Genomic DNA, 16,535 nt, shown 5'->3' with positions numbered 1-16,535 from the left:
AAACCCATGGCGAACAATTCCGGCGACAGCAAGAACACGCTTTACTGTTCCTTCTGCGGCAAAAGCCAGCATGAGGTGCGAAAGCTGATTGCCGGTCCCACCGTGTTCATCTGCGATGAATGCGTGGAACTCTGCATGGATATCATCCGCGAAGAGACCAAGACCACCGGCCTGAAATCCACCGATGGGGTGCCGACCCCGCGCGACATCTGCAAGGTTCTGGATGATTACGTGATCGGCCAGATCCATGCCAAGCGCGTGCTGTCGGTCGCGGTGCACAACCACTACAAGCGGCTGAACCATTCGTCGAAATCGGATATCGAGCTGTCGAAGTCGAACATCCTGCTGATCGGGCCGACAGGCTGCGGCAAGACGTTGCTGGCGCAAACGCTGGCGCGGATTCTGGATGTGCCGTTCACGATGGCGGATGCCACCACGCTGACGGAAGCGGGCTATGTGGGCGAGGATGTGGAGAACATCATCCTCAAGCTGTTGCAGGCCAGCGAATACAACGTGGAGCGCGCACAGCGCGGGATCGTCTATATTGACGAGGTCGACAAGATCACCCGCAAGTCGGACAATCCGTCGATCACCCGCGATGTGAGCGGCGAGGGTGTGCAGCAGGCGCTTTTGAAGATCATGGAAGGCACCGTGGCCAGCGTTCCGCCGCAAGGTGGCCGCAAGCACCCGCAGCAGGAATTCCTGCAGGTGGACACCACGAACATCCTGTTCATCTGTGGCGGGGCTTTTGCCGGCCTTGAAAAGATCATCGCGCAGCGCGGCAAAGGATCGGGCATCGGCTTTGGCGCCGATGTGAAAGATCCGGATGGCCGCGGTGTGGGCGAGCTGTTCAAGGAGCTGGAGCCGGAAGATCTGCTGAAATTCGGCTTGATCCCGGAATTCGTGGGCCGTCTGCCGGTTCTGGCCACGCTGACCGATCTGGACGAGGCGGCGCTGGTCACCATCCTGACGGAGCCGAAGAACGCGCTGGTGAAGCAGTATCAGCGGTTGTTTGACATCGAAGGCGTCAAGTTGACCTTTACACCCGATGCGCTGACGGCGATTGCCAAGCGCGCGATCAAGCGCAAGACGGGTGCCCGCGGCTTGCGCTCGATCATGGAAGACATTCTGCTGGACACCATGTTCGAGCTGCCGGGGATGGAAGGTGTGCAAGAGGTGGTGGTGAAGGATGAGGCGGTGAACGCCGGGGCCAAGCCCATGTTGGTTTACACCGAAGCCCCGAAGAAGAAAGAAACCGCCAACGCCGGCTGAGACGCTGTGCGAGGGACGAGGTCGCAAGGCGCGGGTGTTCCCGCGCCTTTTTTCACCAAAAGTTGTGTTGGCGGGGGAGGACGATTTTTCTGCGAAAAATCGCGCAGGGCCCCGGCGTCTGGTGATGTGCAGGGTGCAGAGGCCCTAGACCTTGACCGCTATTTCCGCCATATCAGGCACAAGCAACCGGAGGCTCCCGATGTATTTCCTCAAGCGCCTGCTCACCTGGTGGAACAGCCAGACGATTGGCACCCAGATCTTTACCGCCCGCAAGGGGATCAAGGTGGGCGAGGATGATCAGGGCAACATCTATTACCAAACCGCCGACGCCAAGAAGCGCTGGGTGATTTACAACGGCGAGATGGAAGCCTCGCGGGTGTCGCCCGACTGGCATGGCTGGCTGCATTTCACGTGGGACGAGCCGCCGACCAAGGCGCCGCTGCGCCGTAAGGCATGGGAAAAGCCGCATCAGGAGAACCTGACCGGGACGATGGCGGCTTATGCGCCCAGCGGGTCGCTGCGCCGCGCGCAGCCAGCGCCGCGCGCCGATTATGAAGCGTGGCAGCCGGAATAATGGCATCGGAGCGCGCGGAGATCCTGGCGGGCGCTGCGGTGCTGGCCGTGGCGGTGGGGTTTTTGGCCTATGCGGCCAATTCGGCCGGGCTGATGACGCGGGTGGGACAAACCTATCCGCTGACCGCGAGCTTTCGTGCGATGGATGGAATCAGCATTGGGTCCGATGTGCGGATGGCAGGGCTTAAGGTGGGGACCATCAGTGATCTGCGCCTGAATCCGGAAACCTTTTTCGCCGATGCCACCATTCAGATCCGGCAGGACATCCTGTTGCCCGAGGACAGTGCGATTCTGATTTCTTCGGAAGGCTTGCTGGGCGGGAATTTCGTGGAGATCGTGCCGGGCGGGGCCTTGGACACTTTGTCTCCGGGGGATGAGATCGAAGACACGCAAGGCGCGGTGAGCCTGATCACGCTGTTGATGAAATTCGTCAGCGGCTCGGATGAGCCGGAGGCCACGCCATGAAGCGGCTGTGTCTGGCGCTGATGCTGCTGGCGCCCGGTCTGGCCGCCGCGCAAGAGATGGACTCGGCCCCCGGCGGGACCTTGCGCTTTCTGGACAAGGTGACGGGCCGCGTGGCGGATCTGTCGATGTCGCGCGGAGAGACGGTGCAGCTGGGTCGCTTGACGGTGTTGCTGGACGAATGCCGTTTTCCACGCGACAACCCGGCGGCGGATGCGCAGGCACACCTGACAGTGGTCGAAACGGAAGCGGCGCAGACGATGTTTTCCGGCTGGATGCTGGCGTCGAGCCCCGCGCTGTCAGCCATGGATCACCCGCGCTACGACATCTGGGTGCTGTCTTGCGATTCCGGCTTTGTGGCGCCAGAAGTGACCGAGCCGGACCCGTCGGACGAGCCGCTGGAAGAGATCAACGAAGGATAAGGCGCGTAGCCCGGGGGGGCGAACTGCGCGGCTGTGTTCAAGGCGCGCGCGAGCCTGCGGTGGTATTCGGCGCGCGGAATTTCGATGGCGCCTAGGCTTGCCAGATGCGGCGTCAGGAACTGCGTGTCAAACAGCGTGAAGCCTCCGGCACGCAAGCGGTGCACCAGCCAGGCCAGCGCGATCTTTGAGGCATCGGTCCGGCGTGAGAACATGGATTCGCCGAAGAAAGCGCCCCCCAGCACCACGCCATAGACCCCCCCGATCAGCGCGCCTTCGGCGCGGACTTCAAGGCTGTGGGCCTGTCCTTGCGCGTGCAGGGCTTGATACAGGGTAAAAATGGTCGGGTTGATCCAGGTTTCTGGCCGGTCGGCACAGGCCGCGACCACGCCTGCAAAATCGGTGTCGACCGTTACCTGATACTCCGCGCGCAAGATCGCACGGCGCAGCGAGCGCGAGATGTGGAAGCGGTCGAGATCGAAGACGCCGCGCCGCTTGGGATCGATCCAATGCACCTCGGGCGCCGAGGCGGACTCTGCCATCGGGAAGATTCCCATGGCATAGGCCTGAAGCAAAAGGGCGGGGGTGAGGTGCGTGGTCATGACACGGGCGCCGGGGCAGCGGCGCCAGCGGGGGGGCATGCCCCCCCGCCAAAGCTTAGCCGAACTGCGCGGCCAGCCATTTTTCCAGCCAGTGAATGTTGTAATCGCCGGACTGGATGTCGGGCTCGTTCAACAGGGCATCGAAGAGGGGGGTGGTGGTTTCCACCCCGTCGATGATCAGCTCGCCCAAGGCGCGGCGCAGGCGGGCCAAGGCCTCGGGGCGGTCACGGCCGTGGACGATCAGCTTGCCGATCAGGCTGTCGTAATAGGGCGGGATCGAATAGCCGGAGTAAAGCGCCGAATCCATGCGGACGCCAAAGCCGCCGGGCGCGTGGAACATCTGCACCTTGCCGGGGCAGGGCGCGAAGTTCGGCAGCTTTTCGGCATTGATCCGCACTTCGATGGCGTGGCCGTTGATTTCGAGATCATCCTGACCGAAGGACATCGGCAGGCCCGCCGCGACCCGGATCTGTTCGCGCACGAGATCCACCCCGAAAATATATTCGGTGACAGGATGTTCCACCTGCAGGCGGGTGTTCATCTCGATGAAGTAGAACTTGCCGTCTTCATAGAGAAACTCGATGGTGCCAGCCCCGATGTAGTTGATCTTGGCCACGGCATCGGCGCAGATCTTGCCGATTTCGGCGCGCATCGCGGGCGTGATCGAGGGGCCGGGCGCTTCTTCGAAGACTTTCTGGTGGCGGCGCTGAAGCGAGCAGTCGCGTTCGCCCAGATGCACGGCGCGGCCCTTGCCATCGCCAAAGACCTGAATCTCGATATGGCGGGGCTTTTGCAGGTATTTCTCGATATAGACTTCGTCATTGCCGAAGGCATTCTTGGCCTCGGAGCGGGCGGTGCGGAACGCAACCTCCAGCTCGGCGGCATTCTTGGCCACTTTCATACCGCGGCCGCCGCCGCCGGCGGTGGCTTTGATGATGACCGGAAACCCGATGCTTTCGGCCACGCCGATTGCGGTTTCGAAATCCGACACACCGCCATCAGAGCCCGGCACCACCGGAATGCCCAGATCCTTGGCCGTGACCTTGGCGGTGATCTTGTCGCCCATGATGCGGATATGCTCTGCATTGGGTCCGATGAAGGTGAGGCCGTGATCTTGCAAGGCCTGCGCGAAACTGGCGTTTTCCGACAGGAAACCATAGCCCGGATGCACGGCCTGTGCGCCCGTTATCTCGCAGGCCGAAATGATGGCGGCCTTGTTCAGATAGCTTTCGGAACTTGGCGCAGGACCGATGCAGATCGACTCATCCGCCATGCGGACATGCATGGCATCGGCGTCGGCGGTGGAGTGGACGGCGACCGATTTGATCCCCATTTCACGGCAGGCGCGAATCACGCGCAGCGCGATTTCCCCCCGGTTGGCGATCAGGATTTTTTCAAACATCGGCGTCACTCGATGATCAGGAGCGGGGCGCCGAATTCCACGGGCGTGCCGTCTTCGACCATGATGCGCTTGACGGTGCCCGAGCGGGGGGCCGGGATGTGGTTCATGGTTTTCATGGCTTCGATGATCAGCACGGTCTGGCCTTCGCTGACGGTGGCGCCGACGGTGGTGAAGGGCGTCGCCCCCGGTTCGGCGGCAAGATAGCAGGTGCCGACCATGGGCGAGGTCACGGCGCCGGGGTGCTGGGCGGGATCGTCATTGCCAGCCGGTGCGGCGGCCGCAGGCGCCGCAGCGGCGGCGGCAGGGGCGGGCGCATAGACCGGGGCAGGGCCTGCCACTTGGGTGGTGACGATATTGGCCTGTTTGACCACGCGCACTTCAAGGCTGTCATCCTCGCCATATTCGCGCTTCACGCTCAGCTCGGTCAGCTCGTTCTTGTTCAGAAGTTCTGCAAGGGCCGAGATAAAGGCCACATCTGCGTCGGGGGAATGTTTGCTCATGCCGTCCTCTGGTTGGCTTATATGCCAGTTGGTTACCGTTGACCCTTGGCGCAAGGGCCGGGCATCGGGGCTGACCGCTTATAGCCTGCGTTTTCCGGCGAGAAAAGCACCCATTCGGCTGTGCAATTTTTGGGCAGTTTTGTGCGGAAGGCCTGAAATAATGTGAGGGGCTAAAATTTACCATTTGATAAAAAAAAGGACCTGTGCCAGCGTTTTTTCAAAGATCACAAGAAAACAGGGAGACTATCGCTGATGACTCACAGCCCGCTGACGCCCGGCATTGTGTCCGGCCGCCTGCCAGCCGACAGGATCGCCGGGAACTTTGCAGACCACACGCCGCCACTGGATGGGCATGAGGCCCATGTCGCGGCGGATCGCTGTTATTTCTGCCATGATGCGCCCTGCATCACCGCCTGCCCCACCGCCATCGACATTCCGCTGTTCATCCGCCAGATCGCCACCGGCACGCCGGAAGCTGCGGCGACGACGATCTGGACGCAGAACATTCTGGGCGGCATGTGTGCCCGGGTCTGCCCCACCGAGACGCTGTGTGAAGAAGCCTGTGTGCGCGAGGCGGCCGAGGGCAAGCCGGTCGAGATCGGGCGGTTGCAGCGCTTTGCCACCGATGTGGCGATGGCGCGCGGGTTGCATCCGTTCACCCGTGCGCCCCGCACCGGCAAGACGGTGGCGGTGGTGGGGGCAGGGCCAGCGGGTCTGGCCTGTGCGCACCGTCTGGCGATGCATGGCCATGACGTTGTGATCTATGAGCGCCGCGCCAAGGCCGGGGGGCTCAACGAATACGGGATTGCCAGCTACAAATCGACGGGGGGCTTTGCGCAGAAAGAGGTGGACTGGTTGCTGCAGATCGGCGGCATCACGGTGCAGACCGGGGTGGAGCTGGGCCGCGATGTGACGCTGGACGGGTTGCTGGAGCGCCATGACGCGGTGTTTCTGGGCATCGGTCTGGGCGGGGTCAATGCCTTGCGCGCGGCGGGGGAGGAAAAGACGGGGGTGGCCAATGCGGTGGATTTCATCGCCGAATTGCGCCAGAGCACCGATCTGACCACTCTGCCGGTGGGCCGGGATGTGGTGGTGATCGGGGGCGGCATGACGGCGGTGGATGCGGCGGTGCAATCCAAGCTGCTTGGCGCCGAAAACGTGACCATCGTCTACCGGCGCGGGCAAGAAAAGATGTCGGCCTCGGGCTATGAGCAAGAGCATGCGACGGCCTCGGGCGTGCGCATCATCTGCAATGCGGCCCCGGTGGCGGTGCATGGCAATGGCGCGGTGCGCGAGGTGGAATTTGCCTATATGGCCGACACCGAGGCTGGACTGGTGCCCACGGGCGAGACGTTCCGGTTGAAGGCGGATCAGGTGTTCAAGGCGATTGGCCAGACGCTGACCGGCGTGCCGGACGGCGCGGCCGTCGCCGGGGGCAAGATCACCGGGCTGCCCGCGCGCGTCTGGGCCGGGGGCGATTGCACGGCGGGGGGCGAAGATCTGACGGTGACGGCGGTGGCGCAAGGGCGTGACGCGGCGCTTGCAATTCACGCGCATTTGTCGGAGGCGTGATGCCGCAGCGCGTGACACCTTTCACTCCGGGTGCCGCCGCCCCAGATAGGGCAGGGCCAGTGCAGCGGCCTTGTGCAGGGGGAGAGGGTCTTGGACGGAATCGGCCAGAGCATCTTGGCGTTCATCGCCGCGCATCAGGGGTGGACCCCGCTGATCATGGTGGTGTTCGCGGCCGCCGAGACCACGGCCTTTCTGTCGATCCTCGTGCCCTCGACCGCCGTGCTGGTGGGGGTGGGCGCCTTGGTGGCCACCGGGGTGGTGCCGTTTTGGCCCTTATGGGTGGGCGCATCGCTCGGTGCGCTGATCGGATCGACCTTTTCCTACTGGCTGGGGCGGCGCTATGGCGGCGCGATGTTGCAAATGCGCCCGCTTGTCGATCACCCCGATCTGATCGAACGCGCCCGCGCCGCCTTTGCAAAATGGGGCCCCGTCACGGTGCTTTTCGGCCATTTCATCGGACCGTTGCGTCCGGTGGTCTTTCTGATGGCAGGGATGAGCGGCATGCGATTGCCGCGCTTCATGATCTACAACGTGACGGGCGCCTTGGCCTGGGCCTATCTGATTCCGAAGATCGGCCAATATGGCGGCGACCTGCTGGGCTGGCTTTGGTCGCTGCTGCCCTTCTGAGCACTCCTTTCAAAAACATCAGACGTCAGGGCGGCCAAGGCCGACCTGTGACGCATCGCATGGAGAACTGACATGGCTGATCTTGCCACGGATTTCATCGGCATCAAATCCCCCAACCCGTTCTGGCTGGCTTCTGCCCCGCCGACCGACAAGGAATACAACGTCCGCCGCGCCTTTGAGGCGGGCTGGGGCGGCGTGGTCTGGAAGACCCTTGGCGCAGAGGGGCCGCCGGTGGTGAACGTCAACGGCCCGCGCTATGGCGCGATCTGGGGGGCGGACCGCCGCCTGCTGGGCCTGAACAACATCGAACTGATCACCGACCGCCCGCTGGAGGTGAACCTGCGCGAGATCAAATCGGTCAAGCGCGATTACAAGGACCGCGCGCTGATCATAAGCCTGATGGTGCCCTGTGACGAGGAGTCCTGGAAAGACATCCTGCACCGGATCGAGGACACCGAGGCCGATGGGGTCGAGCTGAATTTCGGCTGTCCGCATGGGATGGCCGAGCGCGGCATGGGCTCTGCCGTGGGGCAGGTGCCGGAATATATCGAGATGGTGACGCGCTGGGTGAAGACTCACAGCCGGATGCCCTGTATCGTGAAGCTCACGCCCAATATCTCGGACATCCGCAAGCCCGCCGAGGCGGCCAAGCGGGGCGGGGCGGATGCGGTGAGCCTGATCAACACGATCAACTCGATCACAAGCGTGAACCTTGACAGCTTCAGCCCCGAGCCGATGATCGATGGCAAGGGCACCCATGGCGGCTATTGCGGCCCGGCGGTGAAGCCGATCGCGCTGAACATGGTGGCCGAGATTGCGCGCAGTGCCGAGACGCGTGGGCTGCCGATTTCGGGCATCGGCGGGGTCACCACGTGGCGCGATGCGGCGGAGTTCATGGCGCTGGGGGCGGGCAATGTGCAGGTGTGCACGGCGGCGATGACCTATGGCTTCAAGATCGTGCAGGAAATGATCTCGGGCCTGTCGCAATACATGGATGAGAAAGGCTTTGCCTCGACCGCCGATCTGGTGGGGCGCGCGGTGCCCAATGTGACCGACTGGCAGTATCTGAACCTGAATTATGTGACCAAGGCACAGATCAATCAGGACGATTGCATCAAGTGCGGGCGCTGCTATGCGGCCTGCGAAGACACCAGCCATCAGGCGATCGCGATGAAGCCGGGGCGGGTGTTCGAGGTGATCGAGGAGGAATGCGTGGCGTGCAACCTGTGCGTCAATGTCTGTCCGGTGGAGAATTGCATCACCATGGTGGAACTGCCGAAAGGCGCGGTGGACCCGCGCACCGGGGCGACCGTGGGCGATTACGCAAACTGGACGGCGCATCCGAACAATCCGAGCGTGCAAGCCGCAGAGTAGGGCGGTTCGGACCAAGGATCTGTGATGCCGGGGGGACAAGGACGAAAAAGCGACGCTTTTTCGGGCCCCGGTCTGACAGGGCTGCGCCGCAGCCTTTAGCGCGCGCCGGGGGTGTTGAGCCTGCGGCGCGCGCAGTGCATCAGGCGTTTGTGGGTGGTGGCGGTGCGGTTGCGCAGATGGATGGCGCCGTAGACCGGCTGGTGGATCACCGGCGCATCGGGCACCAGATGGTAGCCTCCCGCCGCTGTCAGCGCGCGCGCTTGCGAGTCCATCACATAGCCCGCGCCGCCCATCTGCGCGAGCAACAGCGCCACGGCGCTGCTTTGGCCCACCGAGAGCGCTGTGGCCGCGAGATGGGGCAACAGCTGGCGGTGCGCGGCCTCGAATGCGGGCGAGAAATTCGCGCTGACATAGGTTTCTGGCGCAAGGGTGGCCAGGGTGTCGGCACGGGTTGAAATCAGACGATAGGGGAGTTCGGCGAGGCTTTCGAAATAGAGGTCGGGCTGTGGTTTGGGCGTGAAGAGCAGTGCGACGTCGAGCGTGCCTGTCACCAGATCGGCGCACATCTGGGTGGAGTAATCGGGTTCGATATAGAGCGCGGCCTGGGGCAGCAAGGCGCGGAAATCGGCGACGAGCGCGCCCAGATGAGCGGGGGCCAGATCATTCTGCACGCCGATGCGCAAGGTGAGTGCGGCGGTGCCATTGGCCAGCACCGCGCGGCGGGCCATCGTCCATTCCTGCCGCAGGAGGCGGGCGTGGGGTTCGAGCTTCAGGCCTTCGGTGGTGAGCTGTGCGCCGGCGCGCGAGCGGGTGAAGAGGCGGGCGCCGACCGCCTGTTCCAGCGCCACCAGACGGGCGGAGACGGTGGATTGGGTGAGGCCCAGCCGTTCGGCCGTGCGGTGAAAGCTGCGGGTTTCGATCAGGTCGAGGAAGGTGTCGATTTGCTCGATCTGCATCGGGTGGCTCCTGTGATTGGCCGCCGGGGCGCTGCCCCGGACCCCGGGATATTTCAGCCAAGATAAAGCCTGATCGAAGTTTCCGATCAATAGCCAAGCTGCGGGCGAATTGAATGGCGGCTGTGCGGGGCGGATAGTGCGGGGACAGGTGCGGGACCTTGAACCTTTGGGAGGCTGGGGCATGGCTGGACTGCCGTCGCAAGCGCGGGTGGTGATCATCGGGGGCGGGGCGGTTGGCGCGTCGTGTCTGTACCATCTGGCTTTGGCGGGCTGGCGGGACTGCGTCTTGCTGGAGAAGAACGAGCTGACGGCGGGCAGCACGTGGCATGCGGCGGGCAATGTGCCGACGTTTTCGTCGAGCTGGTCGATCATGAACATGCAGCGCTATTCAGCGGGCCTTTACCGCGATCTGGGGGCGCGGGTGGGCTATCCGATGACTTACAACGTCACCGGATCGGTGCGCCTGGGACATAGCGCCGAGCGCTTGCTGGAGTTCAAGCGGGTGGTGGGGATGGGGCGCTCTCAGGGGATGGATCTGGAGATCCTGAGCCCCGAGGAGATCCGCAGCCGCTATCCTTTTGTGGAGACGCATGATCTGACGGGGGCGCTCTATGACCCTTGTGACGGGGACATCGATCCGGCGCAGTTGACGCAGGCGCTGGCCAAGGGGGCGCGGGATCTGGGGGCGCATGTGGAGCGGTTCTGCCCGGTGACGGCGGCGCGCTGGACCGGGGCGGACTGGGTGCTGAGCACGCCCAAGGGCGAGATCCGCTGTGACTATGTGGTGAATGCAGGCGGATATTATGCGGCCGAGGTGGGGCGGATGTTCGGTCGCCGGGTGCCGATGATGGTGATGAGCCATCAGTATCTGCTGTTCGACACCATCCCCGCGCTTGTGGCCTGGACGGCGGAGGTGGGGCACAAGTTGCCGCTCTTGCGCGATGTCGATTCGAGCTACTACCTGCGGCAGGAGAAGATGGGGTTCAATCTTGGGCCCTATGAGAACCCGTGCCGCGCGCATTGGGCGACGCCGGATGATCCGATGCCGGAGGATTTCAGCTTTCAGCTGTTTCCCGATGATCTGGAGCGGCTGGAGTTTCAGATTCAGGATGCGATGGCGCGGGTCCCGCTGTTGGCCGAGGCCAATTTGCAGAAGGTGATCAACGGGCCCATCCCCTATACGCCGGACGGCAATCCCTTGATCGGGCCGATGCCGGGGGTGCCCCATGCCTTTGAGGCGGCGGTGTTCACCTTTGGCATTTGTCAGGCCGGGGGGGCGGGCAAGGTGCTTGCGGAATGGGTGACCGAAGGGGCGACGGAGTGGGACATGTGGTCCTGTGATCCGCGCCGCTTTACCGGCTGGGAGGATCACGACTACTGCGTGGCCAAGGGGATGGAGGTGTATGGGCATGAATATGCCATCCATTTCCCGCATCATGTCTGGCCTGCGGGGCGGATGCAGCAGCTCTCGGCGGTGCATGACCGGGTGGCGGCGCTGGGGGCGCAGTTCGGGCCCTATAACGGGTGGGAGCGGGCCTTGTGGTATGCGCAGCCGGGCGATGACACCGGGGAGGCGGCGCAGCGGACCTGGGCGCGGAACGGGCCCTGGGCGCGGGCGGTGCAGGCCGAGTGCGAAGCGGTGCGGGATGGCTGTGGCCTGCTGGATTTGCCGGGGTTTTCGCGCTTTGTGATCAAGGGCGCGGGGGCGGCGGAGTGGCTGTCGCGGCAGATCACCGGCAAGGTGCCGGGGGTGGGGCGGCTGGGGCTTGCCTATTTCGCCGATGACAAGGGGCGGATCGTCACCGAGATGTCGGTGGCGCGGCTTGCGGAAGACACGCTGATGCTGATCACCGCGGCGACGGCGCAGGCGCATGACCGGGACTGGTTGCAGCGGCATCTGGCGCCGGGGCTGAGCCTTGAGGATGAGAGTGCGGCGTGGAGCACGCAGATCGTGACCGGACCGAAGGCGCGGGCGGTGCTGGGCGCGGTCTGTGACGGCGATCTGGCGCGGCCATGGCTGAGCTGGCAAGGGGCGCGGATTGCCGGGGCCGAGGTCTTGCTGATGCGGGTGAGCTTTGCCGGTGAGCTGGGCTGGGAGGTGCATTCGCGGGTGGCCGACACGCCTGCGGTCTGGGATGCGATCTGGGCGGCAGGGCGCGCGCATGGGCTGCGGCCGTTCGGGATGTTTGCGCTGAACGCGTTGCGGCTTGAGAAAGGGTATCGCGCCTGGAAAGGCGATCTGTCGACCGATTACACCGTGCTTCAGGGCGGGCTGGAGCGGTTTGTCGATTGGGACAAGCCCGCGTTTCGCGGGCGCGCGGCCTTGATGGCGGAGCGGCAGGCGGGGGTGACCAAGCGCTTTGTCACCTTGCGGGTGGCGGCTGAGGCTTATGATCCCCCCTATATGTCGACGCTCTGGCAGGGGGGCGAGGTGGTGGGGGAGACCACCAGCAGCGGCTATGGCCACCGGGTGGAGGCCTGTCTTGCGCTGGGGATGTTGCGCGCCGATCTGGCGGTGCCGGGCACGGTGGTGGAGGTGGAGGTGTTCGGCGACCGGGTGGCGGCGGAGGTCTTGCCGGACCAGCCCGTGTGGGACCCGCAGAACAGGCGCTTGCGGGAATGAGCGGGTGGACCGGGGCTCTGCCCCGGACCCCGGGATATTTGAGCCAAGATAAAGGGGATGCAGGTGGGTGTGCCGGAGAAAGCGCGGGCGGTGATCATCGGGGGCGGCATTTCCGGCTGTTCGGTGGCCTATCATCTGGCCAAGGCGGGGTGGCGCGACATCGTGCTGTTGGAGCGCAAGCGGCTGACGTCGGGGACGACCTGGCATGCGGCGGGGTTGATCGGGCAGTTGCGCGGCAGTGCCAACATGACCCGGCTCGCGCGCTATTCGGCAGGGCTTTATCTGGGGTTGGAGGCGGAGACCGGCATTGCCACGGGGATGCGGCAGGTGGGGTCGATCTCGGTGGCCTTGACGGCGGACCGGATGGAGGAGTTGCGCCGGCAGGCGACGCTGGCGCGGATTTTCGATGTGGAGGTGCAGGAGATCTCGCCCGGTGAGATCAAGGCGATGTATCCGCATCTGACAGTATCGGATGCGGTGGGGGGGGTGCATCTGCCGCTGGATGGGCAATGTGATCCGGCCAATATCGCGATGGCCTTGGCCAAGGGCGCGCGGATGCGCGGGGCGGTGATTGCCGAAGGGGTGCGGGTGGACCGGGTCTGCGTGACGGCGGGCCGGGTGACGGGGGTGGCGTATCACGGGCCCGAGGGGCCGGGGCGGATTGACGCCGATGTGGTGATCAATTGCGGCGGCATGTGGGGGCGCGATCTGGCGGCGCAGAGTGGTGTGACGCTGCCCTTGCATGCCTGTGAGCATTTCTATCTGGTGACCGAGCCGGTGGAGGGTCTGGGCCATTTGCCGGTGCTGCGGGTGCCCGATGAATGCGCCTATTACAAATCGGATGCCGGGAAGATGATGCTTGGCGCCTTTGAGCCCAAGGCCAAGCCTTGGGGCATGGGGGGCATCCGGGCGGATTTCGAGTTTGACACGCTGCCCGAGGATTGGGACCATTTCCAGCCCATTCTGGAAGCGGCGATGGCGCGGATGCCGCTGTTCCAGACCGCGGGCATTCACACGTTTTTCAACGGGCCGGAGAGCTTCACGCCCGATGACCGCTATTATCTGGGGCCAGCGCCGGAGGTGCAGGGCTATTGGGTGGCGGCGGGGTATAATTCCATCGGGATTGCCAGCAGCGGGGGCGCGGGGATGGCGCTGGCGCATTGGATCACCGAAGGTGCGCCGCCCTTTGATCTGTGGGAGGTGGATGTGCGCCGCGCGCAACCCTTTCAGAAGAACCGCCGCTATTTGCGCGAGCGGGTGAGCGAGACGCTGGGCTTGCTTTATGCCGATCACTACCCCTATCGCCAGATGGCGACCAGCCGGGGGGTGCGGCGCAGTCCGTTGCATGAGGCCTTGGCCGCGCGGGGGGCGGTGTTTGGCGAGGTGGCGGGCTGGGAGCGCGCGAACTGGTTTGCCGCGCCCGGTCAGGAGCCGGCCTATCGCCATGGCTGGCAGCGGCAGAACTGGTTCGAGAACCAGCGCGCCGAGCATAGGGCGGTGCGCGGCGGTGTTGGCCTGTTCGACATGACCAGTTTCGGCAAGATCCGGGTGGAAGGGCGCGATGCCTGTGCGGTGCTGAACCGGGTCTGCTCGGCCCAGATGGATGTGCCGGTGGGGCGGATCGTCTATACGATGATGTTGACGAACGCCGGGGGGATCGAGGCGGATCTGACGGTGACACGGCTCTCTGAGACCGCCTATCTGCTGGTGGTGCCGGGGGCGACCTTGACGCGCAATCTGGCCTGGCTGCGGGCGCATATCGGCGAGGCCTTTGCGGTGGTGACGGATGTGACGGCCGCAGAGGCGGTGCTGTGTGTGATGGGGCCCGAGGCGCGCGGGGTGATGGGCCGGGTGAGCCCGCAGGATTTCTCGAACGCAGCGCACCCCTTTGGGCAAGCGCGCGAGATCGAGATCGGCATGGGTTTGGCCCGGGCGCACCGGGTGTCTTATGTGGGCGAGCTGGGCTGGGAGATCTATGTGCCGACCGATCAGGCGGCACATGTGTTCGAGACGCTGGTGGAGGCGGCGCCCGAGATGCGGCTCTGCGGGCTCCATGCCCTCGATTCCTGCCGGATCGAGAAGGCCTATCGGCATTGGGGCCATGACATCACCGATGAGGATCATGTGCTGGAGGCGGGGCTTGGCTTTGCCGTGAGCCGCAAGAAGACCGGTTTTGTCGGGCGTGAGGCGGTGCTGCGGCGCGAGGAGGCAGGCTTGCGGCGGCGGCTGGTCCAGTTTCTGGTGCGCGATCCCGAGGCGGCGCTGTTCCACAATGAGGGCATCGTGCGCGACGGGCGCATCGTGGGCCCGGTGACCAGCGCGAATTACGGCCATGCGCTGGGGGGATCGGTGGCGCTGGGCTATGTGCCCTGCGAAGGGCAGAGCACGGCGGAGCTGCTTGGATCGGTGTATGAGATCGAGGTGGCGGGGCGCCGCTATGGGGCAGAGGTGTCCTTGGTGCCGATGTATGACCCGGAGTCCGAGCGGATGCGCGGGTGAGCGCCCCCGGGGCGCTGCCCCGGACCCCGGGATATTTAGGAACAGATGAAGGGTGGGGGAAGCGGCCATGGGTGAGTTTGACGGCGAATTGGCAGCGGTGCCGGGCGAGGATTGCGCCCCGTCGCGGGCGCGGCGGTCGGGGGGGCGGGGTGCGCGGGTGGCCTTGCGCGCGGCACCTTTGTCGGATGCGATGCGCCCGGTGCGGCCGGGAATGCCGGGGGGGCAGTATCGGCCCTTGAGCGAGGCCGGGATGCAGCAGATCCATGCGGCGGCCTTGCAGGCACTGGAGGAGATCGGCCTGAGCCAAGCGCCGCCTTCGGGGGTGGAGGTGATGACGGCGGCGGGGGCGGTCTATGGCAGCGATGGGCGGATGCGCTTTCCGCGCGCGCTGGTGGAGGACATGCTGGCGGTGGCGGCGCGGGACATCACGCTGCACGCGCGCGATCCGCGCCATGACCTGCATCTGACCGGGACCAATGTGCATTACGGCACTGCCGGGGCTGCGGTGCATATCGTGGACCCGTTCACGCTGGAGTATCGCGATTCGACGGCGCAGGATCTCTATGACGCGGCGCGGCTGGTGGATCATCTGGACAATATCCACTTCTATCAGCGCACCATGGTGTGCCGTGATGTGGTGGACAACCGCGACATGGATCTCAATACGCTCTATGCCAGTCTGGCGGGCACGGTGAAGCATGTGGGCACGTCTTTCAGTGACCCTGCGCATGTGGCCGATTGCTTTGACGTGATCCACATGGTGGCGGGGGGGGAGGCGGCGTGGCGGGCGCGGCCTTTTGTGAGCAATTCCAACTGCTTTGTGGTGCCGCCGATGAAGTTTGCCGAGGAATCCTGCATCACGATGGAGGACTGTATCCGGCGGGGGATGCCCATGCTGTTGCTGAGCGCGGGCCAGGCGGGGGCCACCGCGCCCGCGCCCATAGCGCTGACCATCGTGCAGGCGGTGGCGGAATGTCTGGCGGGGGTGGTTTACGCCAATGCGATCCGAAAGGGCGCGCCGTGCATCTTTGGCACCTGGCCTTTCGTAAGCGATCTGCGCACGGGGGCGATGTCGGGGGGGAGTGCCGAGCAAGCCTTGCTGACGGCGGGCTGCGCGCAGATGCACCACTTCTATGGGCTGCCGGGCGGCGCGGCGAGCGGCATCTCTGACAGCAAACTGCCTGACATGCAGGCCGGCTGGGAGCAGGGGATCACCAATGTGCTGGCCGGTTTGTCAGGGCTGAACATGTGTTATGAGGCGGTCGGGATGCATGCGAGCCTGCTCGGGTTCTGTCTGGAATCGCTGGTGCTGGGCGATGATCTTCTGGGACAGGCGATGCGCTGTGTGCGCGGGATCGATGTGACGCCGGACAGCACCAGCATCGAGGCGATGAAGGAGGTGTGTCTGGGCGGGCCGGGGCATTACCTTGGGTCGGAGCAGACGCTGCGGCTGATGCAGACAGAATATACCTATCCGGTGGTGGGCAACCGCATGAGCCCCAAGGAATGGAACGAGGCGGGCAAGCCCTTGTTGCTGGAAAAGGCGCTGGAGCGCAAGAATGCGATTTTGGCCAAGGCGGGGTCTCGCATCGATCCGCAGATCGATGCGGCGATCAGGGCGAAATACACGATCCACTTCCGGTAAAGGCAGGGC

General features: G+C 64.6%; 14 protein-coding genes. 10 read left to right on the top strand and 4 right to left on the bottom strand.

Going from position 1 to position 16,535, the window contains the following annotated elements; genetic code table 11:
* Nucleotides 1-6 precede the first annotated feature (6 nt).
* The 4 genes from clpX (at nt 7) to CUR21_RS16600 (ending at nt 2,729) form a co-directional block, all read left to right on the top strand.
* Nucleotides 7-1,272, top strand: coding sequence for an ATP-dependent Clp protease ATP-binding subunit ClpX (clpX, locus tag CUR21_RS16615; protein ID WP_100198187.1), 1,266 nt, complete (start codon nt 7-9; stop codon nt 1,270-1,272).
* 199 nt (nt 1,273-1,471) lie between these two features.
* Entirely contained in the window at nt 1,472-1,846 is a 375-nt protein-coding gene (locus CUR21_RS16610; RefSeq protein WP_100198186.1) for an NADH:ubiquinone oxidoreductase subunit NDUFA12, read from the top strand.
* Complete coding sequence (mlaD, locus tag CUR21_RS16605; RefSeq protein WP_100198185.1) at nt 1,846-2,310, top strand: outer membrane lipid asymmetry maintenance protein MlaD; 465 nt, start codon at nt 1,846-1,848, stop codon at nt 2,308-2,310. Before CUR21_RS16610 ends, mlaD begins: the two co-directional genes overlap by 1 nt.
* Entirely contained in the window at nt 2,307-2,729 is a 423-nt protein-coding gene (locus CUR21_RS16600) for a DUF2155 domain-containing protein (RefSeq protein ID WP_100198184.1), read from the top strand. Before mlaD ends, CUR21_RS16600 begins: the two co-directional genes overlap by 4 nt.
* On the opposite strand, the gene aat is transcribed toward CUR21_RS16600, so the two are convergent.
* The 3 genes from aat to accB are packed head-to-tail and all read right to left on the bottom strand — an operon-like array spanning nt 2,627 to nt 5,230.
* The gene (aat, locus tag CUR21_RS16595) at nt 2,627-3,328 is read right to left on the bottom strand and encodes a leucyl/phenylalanyl-tRNA--protein transferase (RefSeq protein ID WP_100198183.1); all 702 of its coding nucleotides are present in this window, start codon (nt 3,326-3,328) and stop codon (nt 2,627-2,629) included. The two genes, CUR21_RS16600 and aat, sit on opposite strands and share 103 nt — an antisense overlap.
* A 55-nt stretch (nt 3,329-3,383) precedes the next feature.
* Nucleotides 3,384-4,730, bottom strand: coding sequence for an acetyl-CoA carboxylase biotin carboxylase subunit (gene accC / locus CUR21_RS16590; protein ID WP_100198182.1), 1,347 nt, complete (start codon nt 4,728-4,730; stop codon nt 3,384-3,386).
* A 5-nt stretch (nt 4,731-4,735) separates the two neighbouring features.
* Nucleotides 4,736-5,230, bottom strand: coding sequence for an acetyl-CoA carboxylase biotin carboxyl carrier protein (accB, locus tag CUR21_RS16585; protein ID WP_100198181.1), 495 nt, complete (start codon nt 5,228-5,230; stop codon nt 4,736-4,738).
* A gap of 252 nt (nt 5,231-5,482) precedes the next feature.
* Between accB and CUR21_RS16580 the strand changes: the two genes are divergently transcribed.
* The 3 genes from CUR21_RS16580 (at nt 5,483) to preA (ending at nt 8,803) form a co-directional block, all read left to right on the top strand.
* Nucleotides 5,483-6,802 carry an NAD(P)-dependent oxidoreductase gene (locus CUR21_RS16580; RefSeq protein WP_100198180.1) on the top strand — a complete coding sequence of 440 codons (1,320 nt, stop codon included), beginning with the start codon at nt 5,483-5,485 and terminating at the stop codon, nt 6,800-6,802.
* A 90-nt stretch (nt 6,803-6,892) separates the two neighbouring features.
* Nucleotides 6,893-7,429, top strand: a complete 537-nt coding sequence (locus tag CUR21_RS16575; RefSeq protein WP_100198179.1) for a DedA family protein — start codon at nt 6,893-6,895, stop codon at nt 7,427-7,429.
* Between the two features lie 72 nt (nt 7,430-7,501).
* Nucleotides 7,502-8,803 carry an NAD-dependent dihydropyrimidine dehydrogenase subunit PreA gene (gene preA / locus CUR21_RS16570; protein WP_100198178.1) on the top strand — a complete coding sequence of 434 codons (1,302 nt, stop codon included), beginning with the start codon at nt 7,502-7,504 and terminating at the stop codon, nt 8,801-8,803.
* Nucleotides 8,804-8,898: 95 nt separating this feature from the next.
* Here the strand turns inward: preA and CUR21_RS16565 are convergent, their stop codons facing one another.
* Nucleotides 8,899-9,759 carry a LysR family transcriptional regulator gene (locus CUR21_RS16565; RefSeq protein ID WP_100198177.1) on the bottom strand — a complete coding sequence of 287 codons (861 nt, stop codon included), beginning with the start codon at nt 9,757-9,759 and terminating at the stop codon, nt 8,899-8,901.
* A 181-nt stretch (nt 9,760-9,940) separates the two neighbouring features.
* Here CUR21_RS16565 and CUR21_RS16560 point away from each other — a divergent pair, with 181 nt between their 5' ends.
* The 3 genes from CUR21_RS16560 (at nt 9,941) to CUR21_RS16550 (ending at nt 16,526) form a co-directional block, all read left to right on the top strand.
* Nucleotides 9,941-12,382 carry an FAD-dependent oxidoreductase gene (locus CUR21_RS16560; RefSeq protein WP_100198176.1) on the top strand — a complete coding sequence of 814 codons (2,442 nt, stop codon included), beginning with the start codon at nt 9,941-9,943 and terminating at the stop codon, nt 12,380-12,382.
* A 57-nt stretch (nt 12,383-12,439) separates the two neighbouring features.
* Complete coding sequence (locus CUR21_RS16555) at nt 12,440-14,881, top strand: FAD-dependent oxidoreductase (protein WP_100198175.1); 2,442 nt, start codon at nt 12,440-12,442, stop codon at nt 14,879-14,881.
* A gap of 67 nt (nt 14,882-14,948) precedes the next feature.
* Entirely contained in the window at nt 14,949-16,526 is a 1,578-nt protein-coding gene (locus tag CUR21_RS16550; protein ID WP_100198174.1) for a trimethylamine methyltransferase family protein, read from the top strand.
* The last annotated feature ends 9 nt before the right edge of the window (nt 16,527-16,535 follow it).

Source organism: Pseudorhodobacter sp. MZDSW-24AT, assembly GCF_002794355.1.
GTDB lineage: Bacteria > Pseudomonadota > Alphaproteobacteria > Rhodobacterales > Rhodobacteraceae > Pseudotabrizicola.
The sequence above is the reverse complement of the archived record's forward strand: the minus strand, read 5'-3'. Positions and strand labels throughout refer to the sequence as shown.